Source organism: Sphingomonas sp. PP-F2F-G114-C0414, from assembly GCF_003688595.1.
In the GTDB taxonomy this organism is placed as follows: domain Bacteria; phylum Pseudomonadota; class Alphaproteobacteria; order Sphingomonadales; family Sphingomonadaceae; genus Sphingomonas.
The window spans coordinates 808,360-834,147 of sequence record NZ_RCWT01000009.1; the positions used below are offsets into that span (position 1 = coordinate 808,360).

Here is a 25,788-nt window from a genome sequence, read left to right on the forward strand (position 1 = left end):
CTCGGCATTCGTCGCGTCGTTGCGGAGGTCTCGCGCCCTCTCTGTTGGTCGGTCCAGACGATGGCGCGTGCCCACCCCTCGGTCCCCTCCCGCTTGCGGGAGGGGAGGAAGAAGGGGGCCGCCCTTATCCATTTATGACAGTGCCGCCTTTACCAGGCCGCTCGCCTTGCTCATGTCCAGCTCGCTGGCGTGGCGCGCCTTCAGTTCCGCCATCACGCGGCCCATGTCCTTCATGCCGGTCGCGCCGAGTTCCGCCTTGATCGCCTCGATCGCCGCCGACGTTTCCGCCTCGCTCATCTGCTGGGGCAGGAAGCGTTCGATCACCGCGACCTCGGCCGTCTCCGCATCGGCGAGCTCCTGGCGGCCGCCCTTCGAGAACATCTCGATCGACTCGCGGCGCTGCTTGACCATCTTCTGGAGCACCTCGACCACCAGCGCGTCGTCGCTCTCGGGGGCTTTGCCGTCTCTGGACTGAGGGGCACGCGCCTCGATGTCGCGGTTCTTGATCGCGGCCTGGATCAACGAGATAGCGTTGCGGCTCTGCTTGTCGCCGGCCTTCATGGCGGTCAGCTGCGCAGCCTTGATGTCGTCGCGAATCATGTACTGGTCTTTCAGGCGGTTCGGGATAGCCCGACGGGATAGCGCGTCCGCCGTCGGTTTAACAGATTGACGCTGCGGCACGCCGGCCTTAGCGGACACCACTTAGCGACATCGTCAACGTAAAGAGAGTGCCCAGCCTGATGGCCGACACCCAGCCTATAGCCATGCCTGCCGGTGCAACAGGCGTCCTGGTCCTCGCCAATGGCGACGTGATCTGGGGTCGCGGGTTCGGCGCAGAGGGCAGTGCAGTCGGCGAAGTGTGCTTCCACACCGCGATGACCGGCTATCAGGAGGTGCTGACCGACCCGTCCTTCGCCGGGCAGATGATCTGCTTCACCTTCCCACACATCGGCAATGTCGGTGCGAACCCCGACGACGTCGAGGCGGACGACCCGCACGCGCTCGGCATCATCGTCCGCGAGGACGTGACGCAGCCGTCGAGCTTCCGTGCGGTCGAGGGGCTGGATGGCTGGATGAAGCGGCATGCGCGGATCGGCCTTTCCGGGGTCGACACGCGTGCGTTGACGCGGCGGATCCGGGTGGCGGGCGCGCCTAATGGCGTGATCGCGCATTCGGCTAGCGGCGAGTTCGACGTGGCCGCGTTGCTGGCGATGGCGCGCGCGTGGCCGGGGCTGGAGGGCATGGACCTCGCCAAGGATGTGTCCACGAGCATGCATTATGGCTGGGGTGAGGATGCGCCCGGCGGTGTCTGGAAGCTGGGCTTCGGCTACGGAGACAGCTCGCAAGCAGGAGAGGGTGCTTCTGCTCCCCTCCCGCTTGCGGGAGGGGTCGGGGGAGGGGCTGACCAAACAGCGCCGACCCCGCCTGAGGCCATGCCCTCCCCCAACCCCTCCCGCGATGCGGGAGGGGAGCAGAAGGCGCCCCCCCACGTCGTCGCGATCGATTATGGCAGCAAGCGCAACATCTTCCGCAACCTCGTCGAGGCGGGCGCCAGGGTCTCCGTCGTCTCCGCCACCGCCAGCTTCGACGACGTAATGGCGCTCGCCCCCGACGGCATCTTCCTGTCGAATGGCCCCGGCGATCCCGCCGCGACCGCCGACTACGCGGTGCCGGTGATCCGCCAGCTGCTGGAGACGGGCAAGCCGCTGTTCGGCATCTGCCTCGGCCACCAGTTGCTCGGCCTCGCGGTCGGCGCGACCACGACCAAGATGTTCCAAGGTCATCGCGGCGCCAACCATCCGGTCAAGCGCCTGTCCGACGGCGCGGTCGAGATCACCAGCATGAACCACGGCTTCGCGGTCGAGCGCGACAGCCTGCCGGCGAACGTCCGCGAGACGCATGTGTCGCTGTTCGATGGGTCGAACGCGGGGCTGGAACTGACCGACAAGCCGGCGTTCTCGGTGCAATATCATCCTGAAGCGAGCCCAGGGCCACAGGATAGCCTGTACCTCTTCGAGCGGTTCGTCGGATCGCTGCGGTGAAACTACCACTGGCGTTCATAGGCCTTCTGTTATGTGCAGGGCCGGCCAGTGCAAAGCTGACGGTAACGACGGTCCCGGTTGGAAAGCTGGCCGTCGTCACTGAAGTCGACGATATTAGCGATACACCGATTATGCATGCCCCGCTCGTCACGAAGAAAATACGACTCGAATGGCGATCAGCAGATCGTCGCGTTCGGTTTTCGCTGGACGATGATGGCCAAGATCTTTTTACAACGTTCGATTTGTCCAAGCCGGACCTTAGCGACACGGTTTGTGGGAGATTGACCGGTGGCACGCTGCTTACCTATCAGTCGAATGCAGCATCAACCGAGCGATGGATGCAGTTCGGTACAGGGCTCCGCGCCGACATTATCGAGATTTGCCGAGGTTCGTTAAATACCTCGCAACTAGAATCCTACGTCAGTGAGTTCGCGATCGCGAGATCCGACTTTGCGCCAGCGCTAGAGGTGATGAAAGCGTCAGCGAAGGAGCAGTTCGGTGGTTGGGGTCGCCGTTGTCTGAACTACAAATTCTCCAAAAAATTTCAGCGGCCGCTTTGCACGCGCTACTCGGCGAAAGAAGAATAATGCCAAAACGCACCGACATCTCCTCGATCCTCGTCATCGGCGCAGGACCCATCGTCATCGGCCAGGCGTGCGAGTTCGATTATTCGGGCACGCAGGCGATCAAGGCGTTGAAGGAGGAGGGCTATCGTATCGTCCTCGTCAATTCGAACCCCGCCACGATCATGACCGATCCCGAGTTGGCCGACGCGACCTATGTCGAGCCGATCACGCCCGCGATCGTCGCCAAGATCATCGAGAAGGAGCGTCCTGACGCGATCCTGCCGACGATGGGGGGCCAGACTGCGCTCAACACCGCGCTGGCGCTGTTCCATGACGGTACGCTGGAGAAGTTCGGCGTGACGATGATCGGGGCGGATGCCGATGCGATCGACATGGCGGAGGACCGGCTGAAGTTCCGCGACGCGATGGACCGGATCGGGCTGGAAAGCGCGCGCTCGGCGATCGCACATACTGTTGAAGAAGCCTTGGAAGGTCTTGAGAAGACGGGGCTTCCGTCGATCATCCGGCCGAGCTTCACGATGGGTGGCTCGGGCGGCGGCATCGCGTACAACCGCGAGGAATTCATCGCGATCGTCCGCAACGGGCTCGACCTGTCGCCGACTACCGAGGTGCTGATCGAGGAATCGCTGCTCGGCTGGAAAGAATACGAGATGGAGGTGGTGCGCGATCGCAACGACAACGCGATCATCATCTGCTCGATCGAGAACGTCGATCCGATGGGCGTCCACACCGGCGACTCGATCACGGTCGCGCCGGCGCTGACGCTGACCGACAAGGAATACCAGATCATGCGTAACGCATCGATCGCGGTGTTGCGCGAAATCGGTGTCGAAACAGGCGGTTCGAACGTCCAGTTCGCAGTGAATCCGAAGGATGGCCGGCTCGTCGTCATCGAGATGAACCCGCGCGTTTCGCGCTCGTCCGCGCTGGCGTCGAAGGCTACCGGCTTCCCGATCGCGAAGGTCGCGGCGAAGCTGGCGGTCGGGTACACGCTCGACGAGATCGAGAACGATATCACCGGCGCTACGCCCGCCGCGTTCGAGCCGACGATCGATTACGTCGTCACCAAGATTCCGCGGTTCGCGTTCGAGAAGTTCAAGGGCGCGTCGAACACGCTCGGCACCGCGATGAAGTCGGTCGGCGAGGTGATGGCGATCGGTCGCAACATCCACGAATCGATGCAGAAGGCGTTGCGCGGGCTCGAGACGGGTTTGTCTGGGTTCAACCAGGTCGATCATCTGGTCGGTGCGCCGCGTGCGGAGATAGAGGCGGCGCTGGCCGTCGCGACGCCGGACCGGTTGCTGGTGGCGGCTCAAGCGTTGCGCGAGGGCTTCACGGTCGCCGAGGTGCATGCGATCGCCAAGTACGATCCATGGTTCCTGGAACGGATCGCCGAGATCATCGCGGCCGAGGCCGAGGTGATGAAGGACGGCCTGCCGATCGACGCGCCGGGTATGCGCCGCCTGAAAAGCATGGGGTTCAGCGACAAGCGGCTCGCATGGCTGGCGCTGCAATCCGCCAATCTGCGCGGCATGAACCGCGGGATCGCGCGCGGCTCGGGGCTGATCCACGAGGTCGTCAAGGCGATGACCGGTGGCGTGACCGAGGAGGAGGTGCGCCAGCATCGCCTGAAGCTCGGCGTGCGGCCGGTGTTCAAGCGGATCGACACGTGCGCGGCCGAATTCGATGCGAAGACGCCGTATATGTATTCGACCTACGAGGCGCCGAGCTTTGGCGAGCCCGAGAACGAGTCCGAGCCGACCGATCGCAAGAAGATCGTGATCCTGGGCGGCGGGCCGAACCGGATCGGGCAGGGGATCGAGTTCGATTATTGCTGCTGCCATGCGTGCTTTGCGCTGGCGGACGCGGGCTACGAAACGATCATGGTCAACTGCAACCCGGAAACGGTGTCGACCGATTACGACACGTCGGACCGGCTGTATTTCGAGCCACTGACCGCCGAGGATGTGCTGGAGATCCTGCATGTCGAGCAGCAGAACGGCACGCTGGTGGGCGTGATCGTGCAGTTCGGTGGGCAGACGCCGCTGAACCTCGCGCGGGCGCTTGAGGCTGCGGGCATTCCGATCCTGGGGACGACGCCGGACGCGATCGATCTGGCGGAGGACCGTGAGCGGTTCGCGGCGCTGATCACCAAGCTCGGGTTGCTGCAGCCGGCCAATGGCCTGGCGCGGAGCCGGGACGAGGCGGTCGCGGCGGCGGAGCGGATCGGCTATCCGGTGCTGATGCGGCCTTCCTATGTGCTCGGTGGGCGGGCGATGGAGATCGTCGACACGATCGGGCAGCTCGAGCATTACATCGCGACCGCGGTGCAGGTGTCGGGCGACTCGCCGGTGCTGATCGACCAGTATCTGCGCGATGCGATCGAGGTCGATGTCGATGCGATCTGCGACGGGACCGACGTGGTGGTCGCGGGCGTGTTGCAGCATATCGAGGAGGCGGGCGTCCATTCGGGTGACTCTGCGTGCTCGATCCCGCCTTACTCGCTGTCGGCGGAGATCATCGCCGAGATCGAACGGCAGACGGTGGCGCTCGCGCATGCCTTGTCCGTCGTCGGCCTGATGAACATCCAATTCGCGGTGAAGGACGGGCTGGTCTATCTCATCGAGGTCAACCCGCGTGCGTCGCGCACCGTGCCGTTCGTCGCCAAGGCGATTGGCGCGCCTATCGCCAAAATCGCCGCACGCGTGATGGCGGGCGAAAAGCTGGTCAATTTGCCGAAGATCGACCGGCATATCGACTATTATGCGGTGAAGGAGGCGGTGTTCCCCTTCAACAAATTCCCCGGCGTCGATCCGGTGCTGTCACCGGAAATGAAGTCGACCGGCGAAGTCATGGGAATCGATCCCGATTTCACGATCGCGTTTGCGAAAGCCCAGCTTGGCGCGGGGACGATCCTGCCGACCAAGGGCAACGTCTTCGTCAGCGTGAAGGACGGCGACAAGGCGATGATCGTCGAGGCGGTGAAAGCGCTGGTCGATACCGGCTTCTCGATCGTCGCGACCGGTGGGACGGCGGATCATCTCGCGCTTGCCGGTTTGCCCGTGGAGAAGGTCAACAAGGTCGCGCAGGGCCGGCCGCATATCGTCGATCGGATCAAGGACGGCGATATCGCGCTGATCTTCAATACCACCGAGGGGTGGCAGAGCCTGAAGGACTCGCAGCCGATCCGCGCGTCCGCGCTGGGACAACGCATTCCGTACTTCACGACCGCGCCGGCTTCGCTCGAAGCGGCGAAGGCGATCGCCAAGCTTTCGACGCACAGCCTTGAAGTACGGCCGCTGCAATCCTATTATTCGCAGTCGCACGACTGATCCCGACATGAGAATGATGTGTGGGCGGGGCTGGTACAGGGCCTCGCGCGGGGAAATGGATTTGGGGACGAGATGATGGCGACCGTCGAAAAGATGCCGATGCTGCAGGAAGGCTATGAGACGCTCAGTGCGGATCTCAAGCGCCTGAAAGCCGAACGTCCGACGATCGTCGACGCGATCGAAGAGGCGCGCGCGCACGGCGACCTGAGCGAGAACGCGGAATATCATGCCGCGAAGGAGCGTCAGGGCCAGGTCGAGGCATCGATCTCCGACATCGAGGACAAGTTGTCGCGTGCGCAGATCATCGACCCGAAGGACCTGTCGGGCGACAAGGTCGTGTTCGGTGCGACAGTGACGTTGCTCGACGAGAACGACAAGCCGGTGAAGTATCAGATCGTCGGCCAGACCGAGGCGAACGCCAAGACCGGGCGGATCTCGTATAATTCGCCGCTGGGGCGTGGGCTGATCGGGCGCAAGCTCGACGAAGAGGTCGAGGTTACGGTGCCGGCCGGCGAGCGTTACTACGTCGTCTCCAAGATCGAGTTCATCTGAGCCTTATGCAATTCTTCGAGACGAGGGCGACGGCGATCATCACGATCGTGACGGTCATCGTCTCGGGGTTTCTGGTGCTGAGCGGGTCGCTTGGCTACTGGGCGGTGAACGCCGGGTTCATTCCGTTGCGGATGACCGATCTCGGTATTCCGAGCGAGCATATGTTTGTCGTGCCATCCTGGGCGACGCCGCTGACCGCGACTCTGATCCATGGCGGCTGGGCGCACATCGCGCTGAACCTCGTGATGCTCGTGTATTGCGGGCAGTTCGTTGAGAAGGCGCTGGGGACGGTCGGGTTGGTCGTTCTGTATGTGCTGGGCGCGTATGCGGCGGCGGCGGGACATTGGGCTTTCGGGCCTGACTCCACCGCGCCTATGATCGGCGCTTCCGGGGCTATTTCCGCGGTCGTTGGGGCTTACGCGCTGTTGTATGGCGAGCGGCGGGCGCAGGCGATCGGGCCTGTGCCGGCTGGGGTTGTGCATGTTGTGTGGCTGGCTGCCGCCTGGATCGGGATTCAGTTGCTGATGGGGCTGGCCGGGTTTGGGGCTTCGGTTGGGGCTAGCGGGCCGATTGCTATTGGCGCGCATATCGGTGGGTTCTTGGCGGGGCTGGTGCTGGCTCGGCCTTTGTTGCTTTGGCATTACCGGGCGGCTTGAGCCTGCCGGCTCTAACTACCGCCACTCGATCCACGCACACCCCGTTCGTCCTGAGTAGCTGCTGAGCTTGTCGAAGCGGCGTATCGAAGGATGAGTTGGCGCGCGGGGCCTGTGCTTCGATACGAGCCCTCGATACGCTCCCTGCGGAGCTACTCGGTCTCTACTCAGCACGAACGGGGGTGGGGAGGGCTACTGCCCAAGCCGCGAACTGGCGAGACCGCGGGAGTTCGTAGCCATAGTCCTGCTAAGCGTGCCCTCACCCATCGCCGCCGTTGGCGTCTTTCCCTCTCCCCGAGGGGAGAGGGACGAGGGGGGCCGCTTCATGCAAACTTGATCGTCAGACAGGTGCCACAGAACCGTCATCCCCGCGGAGGCGGGGATCCATAGCCTATGTCGTTGCGATCAGATCGCTACGTTAGCCGGTATGGGTTCCCGCCTTCGCGGGAATGACGGCTCAGGAGTAGTTCAGGCTACGGTCGCGCCGAGGTTCGGTTCGAGCATCCGGTGCAGGTGCACCACAACGAACTTCATCTCGGCATCATCGACGGTACGCTGCGCCGCAGCACGCCAGGCCTTCTCGGCGCTGGCGTAGTCGGGGAATACGCCAACGAATTCGATCTTGCTCAGATCGTTGAAATCCAGGGTGCGCGGGTCGCTGACGCGGCCGCCGAATACGAGGTGGAGCTTGCTCATGCGCTTGCTTTCCTAGGGAGGGGGTTGCCGCCTCCCTAGCGTGTTCGACCCGCGGTTTGAACCCTTAGACAGTAGGCTTTTGCGAAACCGCCTTCGCACCTGCGGTACCAGCCGTCGTGACCGCCTTGACGATACCTTCGAGCAAGCCCTTGGCCTGGTCGCGCGCATTGTCCTTGGTCAGGCCGAGTTCGCCGAGTTCCGAGCGGCCAGCATCCTTCGCGGCCGCGGTCGCCGCGACGAGCGTCTCGCTGAGGCGCTTGCCGACGGGGGCGAGCAGTTCTTTTTCGCGGGCCGAACGCGGGAGCAGCGCGCCGGCGAGGGCGCCGACAGCGAGGCCGCCGACGAGGATGCCGAGCGGGTTGGATTCGAGGTTGTTGACGACGCGCTTGGTCTTCTCGCGCGAGACTTCGAGGACCTCGGAGGCCTTGTCGCCGGCGTCGTGATAAACCTTCGACGCGGTCTCGCGGACGGTGTCGAGACCCTCGCGGAGACGGCTCTCGGTCTCGTGGGCGGCTTCGTTGGCGGTGGTCTTTGCGTCGGTCATGGAAAATGTCCTTCTGGTGGCAAGCTGCTCGCCGTTCAATGCAATGAGGGTTCAACGCGAGCCGGGACTTCAAGGTTTCAATACGGTACCGTGGTCAGGGCGGTCACCGCCCGCGGCGGAACAGTCCGACGATCCGGTGACGCGCGAGGAACAGCCCGGCGACCGCGGCGAACCCCGCAGTCGGTCCCGGATTGCGCTTTACGGTCTCGACGCTGGCGCTGAGCGCGGCGGTGCCGGCATCGGCGACGTCGCGGCTGGCGTTCAGCGCGAGCTTTCGCGGATTGAGCCGGTCCTGCAACTGCCCGATCGTCATCATGACGCGCTGGCGGGCGAGGGCCGATTCGATCTCTGCGGCGGCGACTTTGGCGGATGTCATGATACGGGCTCGCTCTTCGTCTGAAGCTTCGACTTGCCGATCATCGCCAGGATCGCCGCCACTGCGAGGACGGCCACCACGACGATGGCGGTCGCCCATCCTGGCCCCACCAGCGTCGCCACCGTCAAGATCGCACCGACCAGCAGTGCGATCAGCGCGGCCAAAGCCAGCACGCCGGCGACCGCGAAGAACATCGCGGCGGACTTGTACGCGCTCGCCGTCTCGCCGAACTTCGCCTTGTAGACAGCGACTTCCGCGGTCGCGAGGCTCTTCGTCTCGGTCGCCAGGCGACCGACGATCGACACGAGGCTCTCGTCCTCACCGGTCGCGAACGTCAGTGGATCGACCAAGACGTCAGACCTTCGAGTTGGCATCGACGCCCGACTGCACCAGTCGCGCGACGACGAAGCCGATGGCCGCTGCTGCACCCACCGCGATGGCCGGCGATTTCCGCACGAGTTCGCGCGCGTCGTCGAACAACTCGTCGATGTCCTTCGCCTTCACCTGGTCGGCGAAACCCGAGACGCTGTCGGCGGCGCTGCGGGCATAGCCGCCATATTGCGAGCCGAGCTTCTCGTCGACCTGGCCGGCGGCGTCGGTCAGCAACTGCGCGACCTGCTCCAGAGCACCGCTTGCACGTGCCTTGCCGTCCTCGGCGAAGGTGCGGACCTTGTCGGTCGCCTGCGCGGTGTACTTGTTGGCGCCGTCCTTGATCGCCTGCTTGGCGTCGCCGGCCTTGGCCGAGACATCGCCGGTATCGATCGTCTTGCTGAGCTCGGTCCCGACCTCGTTCGCGGTCGTTTTCAGGTCGTTGACGGTGTCGTTTACGCTGGAGTCGGCCATGACGGTCCCTTTCAGAATTGTTACGCCCTCAACACCGTCGTTGGAGCGCGGTTCCCGAACCGTCGCGCGATTGCGCGACACTATTCTCGGATGTCCGCGCGATTGCCCGATATGGCGTGAGACGGTAGAGGCGGCGCGAACGACCCGGCACCGGGATTTGTAGGAGCATCGTTACGTGACCGCAATCATCGACCTTCATGCACGCCAGATCCTCGACAGCCGCGGCAATCCGACCGTCGAGGTCGACGTGCTGCTCGAAGACGGCAGCTTCGGCCGCGCGGCTGTCCCGTCGGGGGCATCGACCGGCGCACACGAGGCGGTCGAGCGCCGCGACGGCGACAAGACCCGTTGGGGGGGCAAGGGCGTCGATGGCGCGGTCGATGCGGTCAACGACGAGATCACCGACACCGTGCTCGGCATGGACGCGGAGGACCAGTCGGACCTCGATCGCGCGATGATCGAACTCGACGGCACCGAGAACAAGGGCCGGCTGGGCGCGAACGCGATCCTCGGCGTCAGCCTCGCCGTCGCCAAGGCCGCGGCCGAAGCGCGTGGCCTGCCGCTGTACCGCTATGTCGGCGGCGTGCAGGCGCATCTGCTGCCGGTGCCGATGATGAACATCATCAACGGCGGCGAGCATGCCGACAACCCGATCGATTTCCAGGAGTTCATGGTCGTACCGGTCGGCGCGTCGAACATCCTCGAAGCAGTCCGCTGTGGCTCGGAGATCTTCCACACGCTGAAGAAGGGCCTGAGCGAGAAGGGCCTGTCGACCAGCGTCGGCGACGAGGGCGGCTTCGCGCCGAACATCGGCAGCACCACCGAGGCGCTCGACTTCATCATGTCGAGCATCGAGAAGGCGGGGTACAAGCCTGGCGAGGACGTGATGCTCGCGCTCGATTGCGCGGCGACCGAGTTCTACAAGAACGGCAAGTACGACATCTCGGGTGAGGGCCGGATCCTCGAAAGCGCCGAGATGGCGGAGTATCTCGCGGACCTGACGCGGCGCTATCCGATCTTCTCGATCGAGGACGGCATGGGCGAGGACGATTGGGAGGGCTGGAAGACGCTCACCGACCTGATCGGCGACAAGGTCCAGCTGGTCGGCGACGATCTGTTCGTGACCAATCCGAAGCGTCTGAAGCGCGGCATCGACCAGGGTATCGCGAATTCGCTGCTGGTGAAGGTCAACCAGATCGGCACGCTGACCGAGACGCTGGAGGCGGTGTCGATGGCACAGCGCGCGAAGTATACGGCGGTGATGTCGCATCGGTCGGGTGAGACCGAGGACTCGACGATCGCCGACCTGGCGGTCGCGACCAACTGCGGTCAGATCAAGACGGGCAGCCTCGCGCGGTCGGACCGGTTGGCGAAGTACAACCAGCTGATCCGGATCGAGGAAGAGCTGGGCGATGCGGCGCGCTATGCCGGGCGCGACATCCTGATCGGGGGGTGATAGGTTCGGAAACCGGAGGTTCGACATGGCACGCGTGACGACGAAGACCAGCAAGTTGCGGAAGACGATGCGCAAGGCCGCGTGGCCGGCGCTGGGGCTGACGCTGATGGCGTTCTTCGGCGCGTATGCCGTGCTCGGCCCGAACGGGATGTTCGCGTATGGCGATTACAAGCGCCAGCTTGCGAAGCGCGAGCAGGACTATGCCGCGCTCGATCGCAAGCGCGAGGTGTTGAAGAACCGGGTCGCGTTGCTGAACCCGGATCATGCGAACCCGGATATGGTCGACGAGATGGTTCGCAAGGAACTGAACGTCGCGCATCCCGACGAGGTTATCGTCCCGCTGGGGAACTGATCTTCGATCCTCCCCCGCCAGGGGGAGGTGGCTGGCTCTTGCCAGACGGAGGGGGAGGAAAGGGAAACCTGTGTTTCGCCGTCCTCCCCCTCCGTCACCTTCGGTGCCACCTCCCCCTTGCGGGGGAGGATTTAGAAATTACCGACCCAGGAACGTCAGCAGGTCGTTGGTGAAGCGATCGCTCTCGGTGATCGTCAGGCCGTGCGGGGCGCCGTCATATTCGACGAGTTGCGAGTCCGCGATACCCTTGGCGGCGGCGCGGCCGGTGGCGTCGATCGGCACCGTCTTGTCGCTCGTCCCGTGGACGACCAGCGTCGGTACGCGGAAGGCCGCCAGGTCGCCGCGGAAGTCGGTGTGGCCGAACGCCTTGGCGCACTCCAGCGTCGGGTGCAGGCCCGCCTGCATCGCAAGGCTCCAGACCCAGTCGACGACCTCGTCGCTGACCGGCGAGGTGATGAACCCGACGCCGAGGAATTGCTGGAGGAAGGTCTTGAAGAACGCCGGGCGGTCGTCTTCGATACCGGCGCCGATGCTGGCCAGCGTCTCTTCGGGAACGCCGTCGGGATTGTCGTCGGTCTTGAGCATGTACGGCACCACCGACGAGATCAGCCCGGCGGCGACCACACCCTTGCCTTCGTAGCGGCTCATGTAGCGCGCGATCTCGCCACCGCCCATCGAGAAGCCGACGATCGTCGCGTCGGTGTTCGCGCCGGTGGCTTCCATCACGTCGGCCAGATCGTCGGTCAGCGTGTCGTAGTTATAGCCGGTCCAGGGCTGGCCCGAGCGACCGAACCCGCGGCGGTCATAGGCGATCGCGCGGAAGCCGGCGTGCGCGAGTGCCATCGCCTGCGCGTCCCAGCTGTCGGCGTTGAGCGGCCAGCCGTGCGTCAGGATCACCGGGCGTCCCGTGCCCCAATCCTTGACGTAAATATCGGTACCGTCACGGGTTTTTACGTAGGGCATCAGGCTATCCAGTCTCTCTAGGGAGGTGTGCGCTCAACGGCTCATCGCGCGCGCCGTTCCGCACGCTGGCGTACCGAAGCTTCGACTGGCAGCATGGTCCCGGACGAATCGGAATTGGAGACAGGATGCGGATCGGACTTTTGACGACGGCGCTTGGCGCGGTCCTCGCCTTGAGCGCGTGCGGCCCTGCGCAGACCACCGCGAACACGCAGGCTCCTGCCGCGCCGACGACCGCTGCGAAGGGCGACTGGGCGGGGTTCCGCGATGGCTTCATCGACGGCTGGTTCAAGATCGATCCGGCCAACGCGGTCTATCAGGGCAAGCACGAATATGACGGCGGCTTGGGCGACTGGAGCGCGGCGGGGCTGAAGCGGCAGGCGGACTTCCTGCATGGCGCGATCGACAAGGCGGGGGCGTTCAAGGATCTGAAGCCCGCCGAGGCGTTCGAGCGCGATTATCTGGTGCAGGTCGCCAAGGGCAAGCTGTTCTGGCTGGAGGATGCCGACCAGCCGCACCATAATCCGGCGTGGTATGTCAGTGCGGGGCTCGATCCGAACACGTATATCGCGCGCAACTATGCCGATGCGCCGACCCGGATGAAGGCGCTGACCGCATTCCTGCAGAAGATCCCGGCGGCGGCGGGGAACATCAAGGCGAACCTCAAGACGCCGATGCCGCTGAGCTATGTCAATTACGGGACGGCGGCGTTCAACGGCTTTGCCGACTATTATGCGGGCGACGCGGTAAAGGCGTTTGCGAGCGTGAAGGATGCGGCGGCGCAGAAGCAGCTGACCGATGCGGCGCAGGCGGCGTCGAAGGCGATGCGCGATCTGGGAACGTGGACCGAGCGCCAGCGCGCGACCGCGACGCAGGATTTCGCGCTCGGGGCGGACAAGTTCTCGCGGATGGTGGCGATGACCGAGGGCGTCGATACGCCGCTCGACCAGCTCGAGGCGGCGGGTGTCGCTGACCTGAAGCGCAACCAGGCGGCGCTGGCGCAGGCGTGCGGGGTCTTTGCCAAGGGGCAGACGATCCTCGCGTGCATGGACAAGATGAACGCGAACAAGCCGGTCGGCGGCCCGGTCGCGGAGGCACGGCGGCAGATCCCGACCTTGCGGAAGTTCGTCGTGGATCACGATCTGGTGACGATCCCGGGGACCGAGCAAGCGCTGGTCGAGGAATCGCCGCCGTACAACCGGCAGAACTCGGCGTATATCGATCCGCCGGGGCCGTTCGATAAGGGCGTGCCGTCGATCTACTATATTTCGCCGCCCGACCCGACCTGGACCAAGGCGGTGCAGGACGCGTTCGTGCCGGGCAAGAACGACCTGCTGTTCACGTCGGTGCACGAGGTGATGCCGGGGCATTTCGTCCAGTTCCTGCATGCGAACCGCTCGCCGTCGCTCTTCGGGCGGCTGTTCGTGGGGTATGCGTTTGCCGAGGGGTGGGCGCATTACGCCGAGGAAATGATGTGGGAGGCCGGGCTCAACAACGGCGATCCGGAGACGCATGTCGGGCAGATCTCGAACGCGCTGCTGCGGGATTGCCGGTATCTTTCGGCGATCCGCATGCATGCGAAGGGGATGACGCAGGAGCAGTCGTTCCGGATGTTCGTCGATGAATGTTACCAGGATGAGGGGAACGCCAAGCAGCAGGCGGCGCGGGGGACGTATGATCCGGCGTATCTGAATTATACTATGGGTAAGTTGATGATCCGGAAGCTGCGGGCGGACTGGACCGCGACGCGGGGCGGGCGGAAGGCCTGGAAGGCGTTTCATGACCAGTTCTTGAGTTATGGTGGGCCGCCGATTCCTTTGGTGCGGGCTGCTATGATGGGGGAGGATAGAGCGACGGCGGCGTTTTGAGGGGTATCCTCCCCGGAACGGGGAGGGGGACCAGCGAAGCTGGTGGAGGGGGCTCACCCCGGGAATTACGGTCGTGGATGCTCGGGTTGCGATTTGTAGCCGTCAGCGGTTGCCGTGTTCGTTCTTCGCGGCGTTACGCTCCGGGTGATCCCCCTCCACCCCCGCTCTGCGAGCGGCGGTCCCCCTCCCCGTGCCGGGGAGGAATAGCTGGGTGAACATTCTTCTTCTGCTCCTGCTCCCTCTCCCCCTTCGGGGAGAGGGAGCAAGAGTCACCGCGTTTGTTGGGCGGGTTGCACGTCTTGGGTTTCTTCGGTCGGTGGGTTGCGGATCAAGGGGCGGAGGCGGCTTAGGCTGCATAGGCCTGCTACTAGTGCTAGGCCGGCAGCTACGAGCGGCGGGATCATGCCAGCGCCTACGCCCATGGCCAGGAGGGCGGCTACCAAGGTGGCGCCGGTGGTCTGGCCTACCAGGCGGACCGTCGAGACGAGGCCGCCTGCTGCTGCGGCGCGTTCGCGTGGTGCGGAGCCGATGATGAGGCGTGCATTCGGCGCCATGAACATCCCGAACCCCGAGCCGCACAAGGCCATCCGCCACGCGATGTCGAAATACCCCGGATCCGCGGGCATGTACGCGATCAGCAGCAGCGCGCAGATCGAGACGCTCATCCCGATCCCGCCGAGCAGCCCGGCCGGGTAGCGATCCGACAACCAGCCGGAGAGCGGCGCGACGAACATGTTGGCGAGCGGCCACGGTGCGATCGCCGCGCCGACTTCCGCCGCACTGAAGCCGTAGGCGTGCGTCAGGCGGAACGGGGTTGAGAGCAGCAGCGTCATCTGCGCGATGAACGCGGTGTAGGCACCGACCGCCGACAGCGCGAGCACGGGCCGAGCGAGCAGGTCGATCGGCAGGATCGGCTTGGTCTCGCCTTGTTCGCGTTTCACGAAGAACCAGCCGATCACTGCGCCGGTCAGCACGATCGCGGCCGAGACGATCGGGCTGTCGCCGTGGACCGCGCTCTCCGCACCGCCGATGACGAGGCCGATCATCGCCGCGCACATCACTGCGCCGAGCACGTCGAAGGGTTCGTCGTGTTTCCGCGGTTCGGGCAGCGCGCGGCCTAGCACCAGCGACGCGATCGCGAACGGTACTGCACTGGCGAACACCCAGGGCCAGGGGGCAATGGCGAGGACTAGACCGCCGATCGTCGGGGCGAGTGCCGCCGAACTGGAGACGACCACCGAGTTGATGCCGAGCCCGCGACCGAGCTGCTTGGTCGGGTAGATCGAGCGGATCAGCGCCGACGAGACGCTCAGTGCCGCCGCCGCACCCAGGGCCTGCGCGGCGCGGACGACCAGGAGGAACGGCAGGCTCTTCGCGAAGAAGCAGAGCAACGTCGCGACCGTGAAGATCAGTTGACCGTATTGGTACATGCGCTTCAGGCCGATCCGGTCGCCGAGCCCCGAGAACGGGAGCAGCGCCATCGCCAGGATCAGCTGGTACACGGTGACGACGGTCACCACCGCGCTGCTGCCGACGTTCAGGTCGCGCGCGATCGTCGGGAGTGCGACTGTGGCGATGCCGCCGTCGATGATCGTCAGCGCGGTGCCTGCCGAGATCGCGGCGATGGCGACGAAGCGGCGGGGCTTGGGCAGGCCGTCCTGCATTTTCTTGAACTCGCTTCGTTACCCCGGATACTTCAACTTTCCTCAGGAGAGCCTTGTTCCGGGGACCACCGTGCCGCACAATCGACAGGATTTGTTATGCGGATCGGTGGACCCCGGAACAAGCCCGGGGTGACGGTAGGGAGTTGTATATGCGTGGTATCTTGTTTGCGACGGCGGCGACACTGCTTGCGGGGACCGCAGCCACCGCCCAAGTCGCACCAATGACCACAACGAACACCGCCGCCGACCCGTATATCTGGCTCGAGGACAAGGATGGCGCGAAGCCGCTCGCCTGGGTCGAGGCTGAGAATGCGAAGACGTTGCCGCGGCTGCAGAACGATCCGCGCTACAAGACCTTCTATGCCGAGGCGCTGGCGATCGCGTCGGCGAAGGATCGCATTCCGATGCCGAACCAGATGTTCGGGCGGATCTATAATTTCTGGCGCGATGCCGATCATCCGCACGGGCTGTGGCGCTGGACGAGTGCGGCGGATTACGCATCGGCAACGCCAAAGTGGACCACCGCGCTCGATCTCGATGCGCTGGGCAAGGCCGAGGGCAAGCAGTGGGTCTGGAAGGGCTCGACCTGCCTCGAGCCCGAGCAGCGGCTGTGCCTGGTCGCGCTATCCGAGGGTGGCGAGGACGCGGTGACGTATCGTGAGTTCGACCTCTCGACCGGACAGTTCGTCGAGGGCGGCTTTATGCTGCCCAAGTCGAAGCAGGATGCGACCTGGGTCGACAAGGATACGCTGCTGGTCGCGCGCGACTGGGGCGCGGGGACGACCACCCAGTCGGGCTATGCGTTCGTGATGAAGCAGCTGAAGCGCGGCCAGCCGCTAGCTGCCGCGACCGAGGTGTACCGCGGCGCGGCGACCGATCAGGGCGGCACCGCGGCAAACGTGCTGACCGACGAGAAGGGCAATCGCCTGATCGTGATCCAGCGCCGGAAGACGTTCTTCGGGGCGGACAAGCTGGTGTGGACGCCGACGGGTACACGACCGCTCGATCTGCCCGGCCGGACGTTTCCGGCGGGGATGATCGACGGGCAGGTGATCTTCTCGACCAGCGATCCATGGGGCAAGATCCCCGAAGGCGCAGTCGCGTCGGCGCCGCTCGTCGAGGTTGAGAAGGGGACGATCAACCCGACGATCGTGTTCGCGCCGGGGCCGCGCCAGTCGGTCGACGGGATGGGGCTGACCAAGTCGAAGCTGTTGCTGGTGGTGTCGGACAATGTTCGTGGCCGGGCGTCGGTCTATACGCATGGGGCAGGGGGCTGGACCGCCAAGCCGATCGCGCTGCCCGACAACGCCTCGATCGATGTCGTGAGCACGACCGATCGCAGCGACGACGCCTATCTGACGGTGACCGGGTTCCTCACGCCGACCTCGCTCTATTCGCTGGATGCGGCGACGGGCGCTGCGCCCAAGCCGATCAAGACGCTGCCGGCGAAGTTCGATGCGTCGAACGATATCGTCGAGCAGTTCGAGGCGACCTCGACCGACGGGACGAAGGTGCCGTATTTCGTGGTGCACAAGAAGGGCATCGTGCTCGACGGGACGACGCCGACGATCATGACCGCCTATGGCGGGTTCGAGGTGTCGATGACGCCGAGCTATTCGGGGAGCACCGGCAAGCTGTGGCTAGAGCGGGGTGGGTCTTACGTGCTCGCCAACATCCGCGGTGGCGGCGAGTTCGGGCCGAAATGGCATGATGCCGGGCGCAAGACCAAGCGGCAGGTGATCTACGACGACTTCGCGGCGGTCGCGAAGGACCTGTTTGCGCGGAAGCTGACGAGTCCGGCCAAGCTGGGCATTTATGGCGGGTCGAACGGCGGGCTGTTGATGGGCGTCGAGTTCAACCAGCATCCGGATTTGTGGAAGGCGGTGACGATCCAGGTGCCGCTGCTCGACATGATCCGGTATGAGGGGATCGCGGCCGGGGCATCGTGGGTCGACGAATATGGCTCGGTGACGGTGCCTGCGGAAAAGGCGTTCCTCGAGACGATCTCGCCGTATCAGAACATCAAGAAGGGCGTGGCGTATCCGGAGCCGTATATCTGGACGACGACCAAGGACGACCGGGTCGGGCCGCAGCACGCGCGCAAGTTCGCGGCGCGATTGAAGGAATATGGGCTGCCGTATCTGTATTATGAGGACACGGCGGGCGGTCATTCGGGCGATGCGGATATCGAGCAGGGCGCCCGGTTGCAGGCGTTGCAGATGACATACTTCACGCAGAAGCTGGTCGGGCCGGCGAAGTAGGGGCGGCCGTCCCGTCATCCTGGACTTGATCCAGGATCCAGAGCCACGGAGCGTTGTGCTTGTGGCTCTGGATCCTGACGTTCGTCAGGATGACGGAGGTTCGTCAGGATGACGGGATGGGAGTGCGGCTCAGCGGCAGCGAACCTGGCTGTTGTTCTGGTCGACTGCACGGCCGGCGAGGCCACCGACCGCTGCACCCAGCAGCGTACCCACGGTCCGCGAACGGCCGCCGTCGATTACGTTGCCGAGGATACCGCCGCCGGCCGCGCCGATGATCAGCCCGGTCGTGCCGTCGCTGCGCTTGCAGTAATATTTGCCGTCCTGACCGGCATAGACGCGGTCGTTGGTCGACAGCGTGCGCTCCTGATAGTTCGGGCCGGCGCGGTAATAGCGCGAGGGGTCGTAATTGCCCTCGTCGCGCTCGTCGGGATAGGCTTCCTGATAACCACGGTCGGGCGCGGTGCGATAGCCGCCCTGTGGCGCATAGCCGCCGCGATTGCGGACCGACTGGTAGCGATCGAATTCCTGGCGGAAGATCTGCAATTCGCTGTCGAGGCGCGACTGGGCGGCGGCGAAACGCGCGTCGTCGGCGCTGCTCTGCGCGAGCGCCGGTGTCGCTACGGAAAGGCACGTCGCCGCAATCACTGCAACCGTACCGAACAAACGCTTCATGACTGAAATCCTTATCGAGGGTCGAACGCAACGGCGGACGGCAGCATGGTACCACCGTCCACCTTTCCCGGCGCGCGATTTTCACGCGCCGGATCGCCTTACATCAGCGGCAGATCTGCACGCGACGGTGGTTGCGCCATTCGGTGCGGCAGCGGCGATTGTTGTTCCAGTTGCGACGATCATGGTCGCGACCACGATAGCGGCGGTCGTCGTGACGATCGCCGCGGTGATCGTTCCGGCGGAAATCACGGCGGTCGCCACGATGGTCGCCACGGTGATCGTTGTCGCGATACTGCTCGCTATGCCCGCGATCGCGCTGCGCCGCGGCCGGTGCGGCGGCGCCGAGACCGAGCGTTGCGAAGGCCAGCCCGGCAGCGATGAGATGGGTAAACTTCATGAGATGTCCTCTCGAACCCGACAATCGGGATGTGCCGGTGATACGGCTATCGAGTGACATCGTTCCTGAACGGGGTTGTCGGCTGCGGTACAGGTTTGCCATCATTCCAGCCGCCGATTGAAGCTCGTGATCGTAAAGCGACAAGCGACGGTTGACGGACTGCATCGAATGGCGCACGTTCCATCATGGTGATCGAAAGCATTCGGCATAAGGCGTTGCGGTCGTTCGCCGAGACCGGCCGGTCGAGGGGACTGCCCGGCAATCTCGTCGATCGATTGCGAAATATGCTGGCGTATCTCGCCGCTGTCGAAGCCGCGGACGAACTGACGGTGCCACCCAATTTCGGCGCGTATCGCCTGGCGGGTGATCGGGCAGGCCTATGGTCGCTGACGGTGACGAAGAATTGGCGGATGACGTTTTGGATCAACGATGCGGGTGGCATCGAGGATCTCGATCTGGAGGATTATCACTGATGGCGATCAAGCTTCATGCGAGTTTTGCGGTTCACCCAGGCGCTTGGTTGCGGGCTGAAGTCGTCGCGCCGCATGGGTTGAGCGTGACCGACGCGGCCGCCAAATTGCGCGTGACGCGGCAGGCGATGAGCAACTTGCTTGGCAGTCGGGCCGGGTTGTCGGCTGAGATGGCGATCCGGTTCGAGAAGGCATTCGGGCTGCAGGCTGAGACGCTGATGCGGATGCAGGCGGCGTATGATCTGGCACTAGCGCGGACGCGTGAGGGCGAGATCGAGGTAGAGCGAGTGGCGGCCTAAGCGGCTTAACGTCGATCACCTCAGGATCGTTTTACATCTGGCGGGTCAACGCCTCGGATACGCGTCCCGGATTTACGTTGAATTTCTGTGCCACGTCACGTTGATGTAGCTTTGGATACTTGGCAACGAATGCCCTGATATCCTCCGCGAGTTCTGGCGTGAAATGTGCGCTTCGCACCGAGGCGCGCGTGACGGGCGAATTTCGATACGTTTCGTCGGCTAGATCGTGAAGTTCTTCGATTCCGTACTCGTCTGCAATCTCGCGAAGTCGAGAACGTATCTGCGGAATCGTTCGCTTGTTACCCGACATGCATCTGTCCTCGACTCGAAGTCTTGGAGTGATGATCTCAAACTTGACCGAAAGTTGCAAGTTTACGGGAACGTGCAAAAAATTCCCGTCCAGTTCGGCATCGGGCGCCTCTCGACGCTTTACTTCAACCTATCGTAACGAAGCTGTCCATCACCCGCTTGCGACCTGACTGTTCGAAGTCGATCTCCAGCTTGTTGCCTTCGATCTCGGCGATCGTGCCGTAGCCGAACTTCTGGTGGAAGACGCGCATGCCGAGCGAGAGGTCGTCGCGGCCCTTGTTGCCGAGGCTGATCGCGCTCGATCGGCTTTCGACGACGCGCGCGGGTTTGGTGGAGAAGGTGCTGCCGGTGCCCGACGCACGCTGCCAGCCGGGGCCGCGGCCGGTGCCGCGGGCGACGTCAGCGAACGGATCGGCGCGGTCGGACCAGTTGGCTTGCCAGAGGCTCGCGCCGCCGGACATCGTGGTTTCCGTGTCGATATGCTCAGGCGGAAGTTCGGCGACGAAGCGTGAGGGGATCGACGAGTTCCATTGGCCATAAATGCGGCGGTTGGCGGCGTGGATGATGACCGCAAGCCGGCGTGCGCGCGTGATCGCGACATAGGCCAGACGGCGTTCCTCTTCGAGACTCTTCACGCCGCCTTCGTCGAGCGAGCGCTGCGACGGGAACAGGCCTTCCTCCCAGCCGACCAGGAACACCGTGTCGTATTCGAGGCCCTTGGCGGCGTGGATGGTCATGATCGTGACCTGCGGGTCCTGCGCGCCGCCCTCGTTGTCCATCACGAGGCTGACGTGTTCGAGGAATGCGCCGAGCGAGTCGTACTCCTCCATCGCGCGGACGAGTTCGCTCAGGTTCTCCAGGCGGCCGGTCGCCTCGACCGACTTCTCGGCCTGGTACATCGCGGTGTAGCCGCTCTCGTCGAGCAACTGCCGCGCGAGTTCGGCGTGCGGCAGGCTGGTCGCCATGTCGCGCCAGCGGGCGATGTCGCCGACCAGCCGTCCCAGCGACTTCTTCGCAGCCCCGGTCAGTTCGTCGGTGTCGAGGATGCGCGCGGCGGCGGTGGTCAGCGGTGTGCCGGTGGCGCGCGCGAGCTGGTAGATGCGCGCGACCGCCTTGTCGCCGAGGCCGCGCTTGGGGACGTTGACGATACGTTCGAAGGCGAGGTCGTCCGCCGGCTGGTTGACGACGCGAAGATACGCCAGCGCGTCGCGGATTTCGGCGCGTTCGTAGAAGCGGAAGCCGCCGACGATCTTGTACGGCATGCCGATCGCGATGAAGCGGTCCTCGAACTCGCGCGTCTGGTGCTGCGCGCGGACCAGGATCGCGACCTCGTCGAGCGATTTGCCGGAGCGCCGGACGATGTCGATCTCCTCGCCGACCCGGCGCGCCTCCTCGGGGCCGTCCCAGACACCGATGACCTTCACCTTTTCGCCGACGTCGCGCTCGGTCCAGAGTTGCTTGCCGAGCCGCCCGCCATTGTTGGCGATCACGCCCGATGCGGCGCCGAGGATGTGCGGCGTGCTGCGGTAATTCTGTTCGAGCCGGATGACCTTCGCGCCCGGAAAGTCGCGCTCGAACTTCAGGATGTTCTCGACCTGCGCGCCGCGCCACGAATAGATCGACTGGTCGTCGTCACCGACGCAGGCGATGTTCTTGCGCTCCTGCGCGAGCAGCCGCAGCCAGAGATATTGCGACGAGTTGGTGTCCTGATACTCGTCGACCATGATGTATTTGAAGCGCTGCTGGTATTGCGCGAGCACGTCGCGGTGCGTCTTCAGGATGACGAGCATGTGGAGCAGCAGGTCGCCGAAATCGCACGCGTTGAGCGCGATCAGCCGCGCCTGATATTGCTGGTACAGTTCGCCGCCGCGGCCGTTGGCGTAGCGCTCGCTCTCACCCGCATCGATATCGGCGGGGACGAGGCCCTTGTTCTTCCACTGATCGATCAGCCCGGCGAGGCTGCGCGTCGGGAAGCGCTTCTCGTCGATGTCCGCGGCGAGGATCAGCTGTTTCAACAACCGCAACTGGTCGTCGGTATCGAGGATCGTGAAGTTCGATTGCAGCCCGACCAGTTCGGCGTGACGTCGCAGCATCTTCGCGGCGATCGCGTGGAAGGTGCCGAGCCACGGCATCCCCTCGACCGCATCGCCGACCAGGCGACCGACCCGCTCGCGCATCTCGCGTGCGGCCTTGTTGGTGAAGGTGACGCTGAGGATCTCCGAAGGCCACGCCTTCTTCGTGAAGATCAGGTGAGCCAAGCGGGCGGTGAGCGCCGCGGTCTTGCCGGTGCCCGCGCCGGCGATGATCAGCACGGGGCCGTCGGTGGTCAGCACCGCCTCGCGCTGCGGCGGATTGAGACCGCGCAGATAAGGGGGTTCTGCTTGCGCGTCGGACGAGTGGGCGATCTGGTTCACCGGTGAACAGGTAGGGAACGGGGGGCGATCGGGCAACCTTTGAAACGTCGCCGAATCGTCGCGCGGGCGTCATGAAGCGCGCCTAGAGACGGCGCAGCGACGTGGTTCGTGGTCGGAGCAGCCGCATTCAGAAAGGCTGCCCGACGCACTGGCGCCGTCGTCCCGCAGGCAGCGCCCTGCGGACCGCAGGACCATTTGAGGACCATCATCATGAAGCTTTTCAACAGCGTCGTTTCGGCGGCGATTTTTGGCGCGTGCCTGTTCTCGACGGGGGCATCGGCCAGCGCCGTGCGCGAGCCAGTGTCGGTGCGCGTGTCGCATCGCGGACTCGACCTGACCAGCGACGCCGGGCGGACCGCGTTCCAGCGCCGCCTGCAATCGGCGATCGCCAGCGCCTGCCAGGCGCGTACCAACGGTCTCGATGCGCTCGCCGATGCGCGCCAGTGCCGTCAGGAGATGACCGACGATGCGCGCGTCAAGTTCGCCGCGATCCTCGGCCGCAACGAGACGCAGCTCGCCAGCATCGGCGCGGGGCGGTGAGCTGTAGCGGTCGTTGAGGAGGTCGGCGCTTAGCGACCCTTCCCCGCGAGGGGGCGCCGGAGGCGACGGAGGGGGAGGACACGGAACAGAAGTTACCGCTTCCTCCCCCTCCGTCTGGCAAGAGCCAGCCACCTCCCCCTGGCGGGGGAGGATCGGTGACGGCCTCGTCCCCAATCAGGGCGGATCGTCGCTTGATTTACATCTGTCATAAGATTGTCATCGTTAGGGCCGACTGCACATCCTCATGGCAACCTCCACATTTGCACCCGATGCGATGACGGCTGATTCGAGCGCTACGGCGTCGGCCCCGCGCACCGGTCCCAAACTCGATCATGCGATCCATCCGTCCGGCCGCTGGATTTTCCTCGCGGTGCTGATCGGCGGGCTCGCTTATGCCGGGTTCAGCATCGCGATCGATACCGCGCAGGTCGGTGAGTCGCTGGCGGGCGGAGCGTTCGCGTTCCTGGCGCTCGCGCTGCTGATCGCGCTGGGGTTCGAGTTCGTGAACGGGTTTCACGATACCGCCAACGCGGTCGCCACCGTCATCTACACGCATTCGATGCCCGCGCCGCTCGCGGTAGTGTGGTCGGGGTTCTTCAATTTCCTCGGTGTGATGCTGTCGTCGGGGGCGGTCGCTTACGCGGTGATCACGTTGTTGCCGGTGGACCTGATCCTCAACGTCGGCAGCGTCGGCGGGTTCGCGATGATCTTCGCGTTGCTGCTCGCGGCGATCGTGTGGAACCTCGCGACCTGGGCGGCCGGACTGCCCAATTCGTCGAGCCACGCGCTGATCGGGTCGATTCTCGGCGTCGGCCTCGCCAATCAGATGATCAAGGGCGGCGCTGACGGCACGTCGGGCGTCGACATGGCGCAGGTCTGGAAAGTGCTGTCGGCGCTCGCGTTCAGCCCGGTCGTCGGCTTCGTCGGCGCGTTGCTGATGCTGCTCGTGATGAAGCGGTTCCTGCGCGATCGCGCGCTGTACGAGGCCCCCAAGAGCGATACGCCGCCGCCGCGCGGCATCCGCGCGCTGTTGATCGGCACCTGCACCGCGGTCAGCTTCGCGCATGGCAGCAACGACGGGCAGAAGGGGATGGGGCTGATCATGCTCATCCTGATCGGCTGCGCGCCGACCGCCTATGCCTTGAACCGGACGATGCCCGAGAGCGCGACGCCGGCGTTCGTGCAGGCCGCGCACGACGCGTCGACCGCGTTCGTGGCGCATGCGAATGGTGCGCCCGGCGACGTCGCCGCCGCGCGCATCGACGTGACGCGCGCGCTGAAGACCAAGCAGGTTGCCGATCCGGTCGTCTATGGTGCGTTGGGGACGCTTTCGGACGACGTGTCGACGCGGATCGCGGGCTATGGCTCGCTCGGCAAGGTGCCCGCGGCGGCAACGCCGAACCTGCGCAACGACATGTATCTGCTGCTCGATACGACCAAGCTGATCACCGCCGATACGGCCGCGCAGAGCCGCTTCACCGCGCAGGAGATCACGACGCTCAAAAGCTATAGCGGGCAGCTCGAGCAGGGCACGCGCTACATCCCGACCTGGGTCAAGATCTCGGTCGCGCTGGCGCTCGGGCTCGGGACGATGGTGGGGTGGAAGCGGATCGTCGTCACGGTAGGTGAGAAGATCGGCAAGTCGCATCTGACCTACGGGATGGGCGCGTCCGCCGAGCTGGTCGCGGCGGCGACGATCCTGCTGGCGGTCCGCTATGGCCTGCCGGTATCGACCACGCACATCCTGTCGTCGGGCGTCGCGGGGGCGAGCGTCGCCAATGGCGCCGGGTTGCAGCGGCGTACGGTCATGAACATGGCGCTGGCCTGGGTCATGACGCTGCCGGTGGCGATGCTGCTGTCGGGGGGGCTGTACTGGCTGCTGCTGACGCTGGCGCACGCGCTGGGATATTGATCGAGGACGGCAACGATCCTTCGATTTTGCTGCACCGTGGATGCCGGCACTCGTCCGGCATCAGTAGATCGATCGCCGCAGACTGACCCGCGCTAGGCGGTGACGGGGCGTCCTTCGTCGGCAAAGGCTGCGGCGACGGCGGCGGCGCTCGCCAAGACTCCATCGACGCGACGCACGCCGAGCAGATCGGCCATCAGCAGGCGGGCGGTCTCGGGTGCGGTCTCGATGCGTGCTAGGATCGACAGCATCGCTGCCTCCGCGGGCGTCATCCGCGCGCAGCAGCACGGCGCGATCGCGATCGTTCCCGCGGACGTGCCGGCGAGATCCGCCATCAACGCGCGCAGCAGGACGAGCGGCCGCCGGAAGCTCTGGCCGAACGCGGTAAACAGGGTGTGCGCGGCGCGTGCGTCGGCAAGGCCGTTGGCGCCCATCCGCCGCATCGCGAACAGCGCGATCCGCGCGTTTTCACAGTCGGGCAACGCGTGCGGAAGCAGGGCGGTGGCGGTTCGAACATCGGTCATTCACGCGACTCCGTGGTGGTCGCGCCAAACTCGCCTGTTGGTTATTGATAGTCAATAGCAATAAGGGA

At 64.8% G+C, this 25,788-nt stretch carries 26 protein-coding genes; 13 read left to right on the forward strand and 13 right to left on the reverse strand.

Features of this window, described 5'->3' with window-relative positions; genetic code table 11:
* Nucleotides 1-132: 132 nt before the first annotated feature.
* Nucleotides 133-600, reverse strand: a complete 468-nt coding sequence (locus C8J47_RS04330; RefSeq protein ID WP_120299179.1) for a GatB/YqeY domain-containing protein — start codon at nt 598-600, stop codon at nt 133-135.
* Nucleotides 601-740: 140 nt separating this feature from the next.
* Between C8J47_RS04330 and carA the strand changes: the two genes are divergently transcribed.
* From carA to C8J47_RS04355, 5 genes are all read left to right on the forward strand, one after another.
* Complete coding sequence (gene carA / locus C8J47_RS04335) at nt 741-2,042, forward strand: glutamine-hydrolyzing carbamoyl-phosphate synthase small subunit (protein WP_121884551.1); 1,302 nt, start codon at nt 741-743, stop codon at nt 2,040-2,042.
* Nucleotides 2,039-2,629, forward strand: a complete 591-nt coding sequence (locus tag C8J47_RS18825) for a hypothetical protein (protein ID WP_147454275.1) — start codon at nt 2,039-2,041, stop codon at nt 2,627-2,629. Before carA ends, C8J47_RS18825 begins: the two co-directional genes overlap by 4 nt.
* A complete protein-coding gene (gene carB / locus C8J47_RS04345; protein WP_060526860.1) occupies nt 2,629-5,961 on the forward strand; it encodes a carbamoyl-phosphate synthase large subunit in 3,333 nt (1,110 codons plus the stop codon). The genes C8J47_RS18825 and carB overlap by 1 nt, the downstream gene beginning before the upstream one ends.
* Before the next feature lie 75 nt (nt 5,962-6,036).
* Nucleotides 6,037-6,513, forward strand: coding sequence for a transcription elongation factor GreA (gene greA, locus C8J47_RS04350; RefSeq protein ID WP_056052861.1), 477 nt, complete (start codon nt 6,037-6,039; stop codon nt 6,511-6,513).
* Nucleotides 6,514-6,518: 5 nt separating this feature from the next.
* Complete coding sequence (locus C8J47_RS04355) at nt 6,519-7,169, forward strand: rhomboid family intramembrane serine protease (RefSeq protein ID WP_093399389.1); 651 nt, start codon at nt 6,519-6,521, stop codon at nt 7,167-7,169.
* A 465-nt stretch (nt 7,170-7,634) separates the two neighbouring features.
* Here C8J47_RS04355 and C8J47_RS04360 read toward each other — a convergent pair whose 3' ends face one another.
* From C8J47_RS04360 to C8J47_RS04380, 5 genes are all read right to left on the reverse strand, one after another.
* The gene (locus tag C8J47_RS04360; RefSeq protein WP_056051043.1) at nt 7,635-7,862 is read right to left on the reverse strand and encodes a DUF4170 domain-containing protein; all 228 of its coding nucleotides are present in this window, start codon (nt 7,860-7,862) and stop codon (nt 7,635-7,637) included.
* Between the two features lie 64 nt (nt 7,863-7,926).
* Entirely contained in the window at nt 7,927-8,406 is a 480-nt protein-coding gene (locus C8J47_RS04365; protein WP_056486302.1) for a hypothetical protein, read from the reverse strand.
* Nucleotides 8,407-8,509: 103 nt separating this feature from the next.
* Nucleotides 8,510-8,782, reverse strand: a complete 273-nt coding sequence (locus tag C8J47_RS04370) for a hypothetical protein (protein ID WP_056062302.1) — start codon at nt 8,780-8,782, stop codon at nt 8,510-8,512.
* Nucleotides 8,779-9,132, reverse strand: a complete 354-nt coding sequence (locus tag C8J47_RS04375) for a phage holin family protein (RefSeq protein ID WP_235529837.1) — start codon at nt 9,130-9,132, stop codon at nt 8,779-8,781. Before C8J47_RS04375 ends, C8J47_RS04370 begins: the two co-directional genes overlap by 4 nt.
* 4 nt (nt 9,133-9,136) lie before the next feature.
* Nucleotides 9,137-9,625 carry a hypothetical protein gene (locus C8J47_RS04380; protein ID WP_121884553.1) on the reverse strand — a complete coding sequence of 163 codons (489 nt, stop codon included), beginning with the start codon at nt 9,623-9,625 and terminating at the stop codon, nt 9,137-9,139.
* Between the two features lie 175 nt (nt 9,626-9,800).
* On the opposite strand from C8J47_RS04380, the gene eno reads away from it, so the two are divergent.
* Nucleotides 9,801-11,081, forward strand: a complete 1,281-nt coding sequence (gene eno / locus C8J47_RS04385) for a phosphopyruvate hydratase (RefSeq protein WP_121884554.1) — start codon at nt 9,801-9,803, stop codon at nt 11,079-11,081.
* A 67-nt stretch (nt 11,082-11,148) separates the two neighbouring features.
* Nucleotides 11,149-11,433 (forward strand): septum formation initiator family protein, encoded by a 285-nt coding sequence (locus C8J47_RS04390; protein WP_235518634.1) that lies wholly within the window; start codon nt 11,149-11,151, stop codon nt 11,431-11,433.
* A gap of 138 nt (nt 11,434-11,571) precedes the next feature.
* On the opposite strand, the gene C8J47_RS04395 is transcribed toward C8J47_RS04390, so the two are convergent.
* Complete coding sequence (locus tag C8J47_RS04395; protein ID WP_121884555.1) at nt 11,572-12,396, reverse strand: alpha/beta fold hydrolase; 825 nt, start codon at nt 12,394-12,396, stop codon at nt 11,572-11,574.
* A gap of 125 nt (nt 12,397-12,521) precedes the next feature.
* On the opposite strand from C8J47_RS04395, the gene C8J47_RS04400 reads away from it, so the two are divergent.
* Nucleotides 12,522-14,261, forward strand: coding sequence for a DUF885 domain-containing protein (locus tag C8J47_RS04400; protein WP_121884556.1), 1,740 nt, complete (start codon nt 12,522-12,524; stop codon nt 14,259-14,261).
* 269 nt (nt 14,262-14,530) lie between these two features.
* Here C8J47_RS04400 and C8J47_RS04405 read toward each other — a convergent pair whose 3' ends face one another.
* Entirely contained in the window at nt 14,531-15,925 is a 1,395-nt protein-coding gene (locus C8J47_RS04405) for an MFS transporter (RefSeq protein ID WP_121884557.1), read from the reverse strand.
* A gap of 149 nt (nt 15,926-16,074) precedes the next feature.
* Here C8J47_RS04405 and C8J47_RS04410 point away from each other — a divergent pair, with 149 nt between their 5' ends.
* Nucleotides 16,075-18,186 carry a prolyl oligopeptidase family protein gene (locus tag C8J47_RS04410; RefSeq protein WP_183129011.1) on the forward strand — a complete coding sequence of 704 codons (2,112 nt, stop codon included), beginning with the start codon at nt 16,075-16,077 and terminating at the stop codon, nt 18,184-18,186.
* Between the two features lie 129 nt (nt 18,187-18,315).
* Here C8J47_RS04410 and C8J47_RS04415 read toward each other — a convergent pair whose 3' ends face one another.
* Both C8J47_RS04415 and C8J47_RS04420 read right to left on the reverse strand, forming a co-directional pair.
* On the reverse strand, nt 18,316-18,858 hold the full coding sequence (locus C8J47_RS04415; protein ID WP_056051024.1) for a glycine zipper 2TM domain-containing protein: 543 nt from the start codon (nt 18,856-18,858) through the stop codon (nt 18,316-18,318).
* 103 nt (nt 18,859-18,961) lie between these two features.
* Nucleotides 18,962-19,255 carry a hypothetical protein gene (locus tag C8J47_RS04420; RefSeq protein ID WP_121884559.1) on the reverse strand — a complete coding sequence of 98 codons (294 nt, stop codon included), beginning with the start codon at nt 19,253-19,255 and terminating at the stop codon, nt 18,962-18,964.
* A 185-nt stretch (nt 19,256-19,440) separates the two neighbouring features.
* Here C8J47_RS04420 and C8J47_RS04425 point away from each other — a divergent pair, with 185 nt between their 5' ends.
* Nucleotides 19,441-19,728 (forward strand): type II toxin-antitoxin system RelE/ParE family toxin, encoded by a 288-nt coding sequence (locus C8J47_RS04425; RefSeq protein ID WP_121884560.1) that lies wholly within the window; start codon nt 19,441-19,443, stop codon nt 19,726-19,728.
* On the forward strand, nt 19,728-20,024 hold the full coding sequence (locus C8J47_RS04430) for a HigA family addiction module antitoxin (protein WP_121884561.1): 297 nt from the start codon (nt 19,728-19,730) through the stop codon (nt 20,022-20,024). The genes C8J47_RS04425 and C8J47_RS04430 overlap by 1 nt, the downstream gene beginning before the upstream one ends.
* A 31-nt stretch (nt 20,025-20,055) precedes the next feature.
* On the opposite strand, the gene C8J47_RS18830 is transcribed toward C8J47_RS04430, so the two are convergent.
* Both C8J47_RS18830 and C8J47_RS04435 read right to left on the reverse strand, forming a co-directional pair.
* Nucleotides 20,056-20,334 (reverse strand): hypothetical protein, encoded by a 279-nt coding sequence (locus C8J47_RS18830; RefSeq protein WP_147454276.1) that lies wholly within the window; start codon nt 20,332-20,334, stop codon nt 20,056-20,058.
* A 124-nt stretch (nt 20,335-20,458) separates the two neighbouring features.
* Nucleotides 20,459-22,738 carry a UvrD-helicase domain-containing protein gene (locus C8J47_RS04435; protein WP_121884749.1) on the reverse strand — a complete coding sequence of 760 codons (2,280 nt, stop codon included), beginning with the start codon at nt 22,736-22,738 and terminating at the stop codon, nt 20,459-20,461.
* A 219-nt stretch (nt 22,739-22,957) separates the two neighbouring features.
* On the opposite strand from C8J47_RS04435, the gene C8J47_RS04440 reads away from it, so the two are divergent.
* On the forward strand, nt 22,958-23,287 hold the full coding sequence (locus C8J47_RS04440; protein WP_121884562.1) for a UrcA family protein: 330 nt from the start codon (nt 22,958-22,960) through the stop codon (nt 23,285-23,287).
* Nucleotides 23,288-23,561: 274 nt separating this feature from the next.
* Entirely contained in the window at nt 23,562-25,199 is a 1,638-nt protein-coding gene (locus C8J47_RS04445) for an inorganic phosphate transporter (RefSeq protein WP_404969248.1), read from the forward strand.
* Nucleotides 25,200-25,291: 92 nt separating this feature from the next.
* Here C8J47_RS04445 and C8J47_RS04450 read toward each other — a convergent pair whose 3' ends face one another.
* The gene (locus C8J47_RS04450) at nt 25,292-25,720 is read right to left on the reverse strand and encodes a DUF6628 family protein (protein ID WP_056051010.1); all 429 of its coding nucleotides are present in this window, start codon (nt 25,718-25,720) and stop codon (nt 25,292-25,294) included.
* Between the last annotated feature and the right edge of the window lie 68 nt (nt 25,721-25,788).

Excerpts from the sequence above, each read along its gene's own strand:
- C8J47_RS04330 (WP_120299179.1), bottom strand. The coding sequence starts at position 600 with ATGATTCGCGACGACATCAAGGCTGCGCAGCTGACCGCCATGAAGGCC.
- carA (WP_121884551.1), top strand. The coding sequence starts at position 741 with ATGGCCGACACCCAGCCTATAGCCATGCCTGCCGGTGCAACAGGCGTC.
- carB (WP_060526860.1), top strand. The coding sequence starts at position 2,629 with ATGCCAAAACGCACCGACATCTCCTCGATCCTCGTCATCGGCGCAGGA.
- greA (WP_056052861.1), top strand. The coding sequence starts at position 6,037 with ATGGCGACCGTCGAAAAGATGCCGATGCTGCAGGAAGGCTATGAGACG.
- C8J47_RS04355 (WP_093399389.1), top strand. The coding sequence starts at position 6,519 with ATGCAATTCTTCGAGACGAGGGCGACGGCGATCATCACGATCGTGACG.
- C8J47_RS04360 (WP_056051043.1), bottom strand. The coding sequence starts at position 7,862 with ATGAGCAAGCTCCACCTCGTATTCGGCGGCCGCGTCAGCGACCCGCGC.
- C8J47_RS04365 (WP_056486302.1), bottom strand. The coding sequence starts at position 8,406 with ATGACCGACGCAAAGACCACCGCCAACGAAGCCGCCCACGAGACCGAG.
- C8J47_RS04370 (WP_056062302.1), bottom strand. The coding sequence starts at position 8,782 with ATGACATCCGCCAAAGTCGCCGCCGCAGAGATCGAATCGGCCCTCGCC.
- C8J47_RS04380 (WP_121884553.1), bottom strand. The coding sequence starts at position 9,625 with ATGGCCGACTCCAGCGTAAACGACACCGTCAACGACCTGAAAACGACC.
- C8J47_RS04390 (WP_235518634.1), top strand. The coding sequence starts at position 11,149 with ATGCGCAAGGCCGCGTGGCCGGCGCTGGGGCTGACGCTGATGGCGTTC.
- C8J47_RS04395 (WP_121884555.1), bottom strand. The coding sequence starts at position 12,396 with ATGCCCTACGTAAAAACCCGTGACGGTACCGATATTTACGTCAAGGAT.
- C8J47_RS04400 (WP_121884556.1), top strand. The coding sequence starts at position 12,522 with ATGCGGATCGGACTTTTGACGACGGCGCTTGGCGCGGTCCTCGCCTTG.
- C8J47_RS04405 (WP_121884557.1), bottom strand. The coding sequence starts at position 15,925 with ATGCAGGACGGCCTGCCCAAGCCCCGCCGCTTCGTCGCCATCGCCGCG.
- C8J47_RS04410 (WP_183129011.1), top strand. The coding sequence starts at position 16,075 with ATGCGTGGTATCTTGTTTGCGACGGCGGCGACACTGCTTGCGGGGACC.
- C8J47_RS04415 (WP_056051024.1), bottom strand. The coding sequence starts at position 18,858 with ATGAAGCGTTTGTTCGGTACGGTTGCAGTGATTGCGGCGACGTGCCTT.
- C8J47_RS04420 (WP_121884559.1), bottom strand. The coding sequence starts at position 19,255 with ATGAAGTTTACCCATCTCATCGCTGCCGGGCTGGCCTTCGCAACGCTC.
- C8J47_RS04425 (WP_121884560.1), top strand. The coding sequence starts at position 19,441 with ATGGTGATCGAAAGCATTCGGCATAAGGCGTTGCGGTCGTTCGCCGAG.
- C8J47_RS04430 (WP_121884561.1), top strand. The coding sequence starts at position 19,728 with ATGGCGATCAAGCTTCATGCGAGTTTTGCGGTTCACCCAGGCGCTTGG.
- C8J47_RS18830 (WP_147454276.1), bottom strand. The coding sequence starts at position 20,334 with ATGTCGGGTAACAAGCGAACGATTCCGCAGATACGTTCTCGACTTCGC.
- C8J47_RS04440 (WP_121884562.1), top strand. The coding sequence starts at position 22,958 with ATGAAGCTTTTCAACAGCGTCGTTTCGGCGGCGATTTTTGGCGCGTGC.
- C8J47_RS04445 (WP_404969248.1), top strand. The coding sequence starts at position 23,562 with ATGACGGCTGATTCGAGCGCTACGGCGTCGGCCCCGCGCACCGGTCCC.
- C8J47_RS04450 (WP_056051010.1), bottom strand. The coding sequence starts at position 25,720 with ATGACCGATGTTCGAACCGCCACCGCCCTGCTTCCGCACGCGTTGCCC.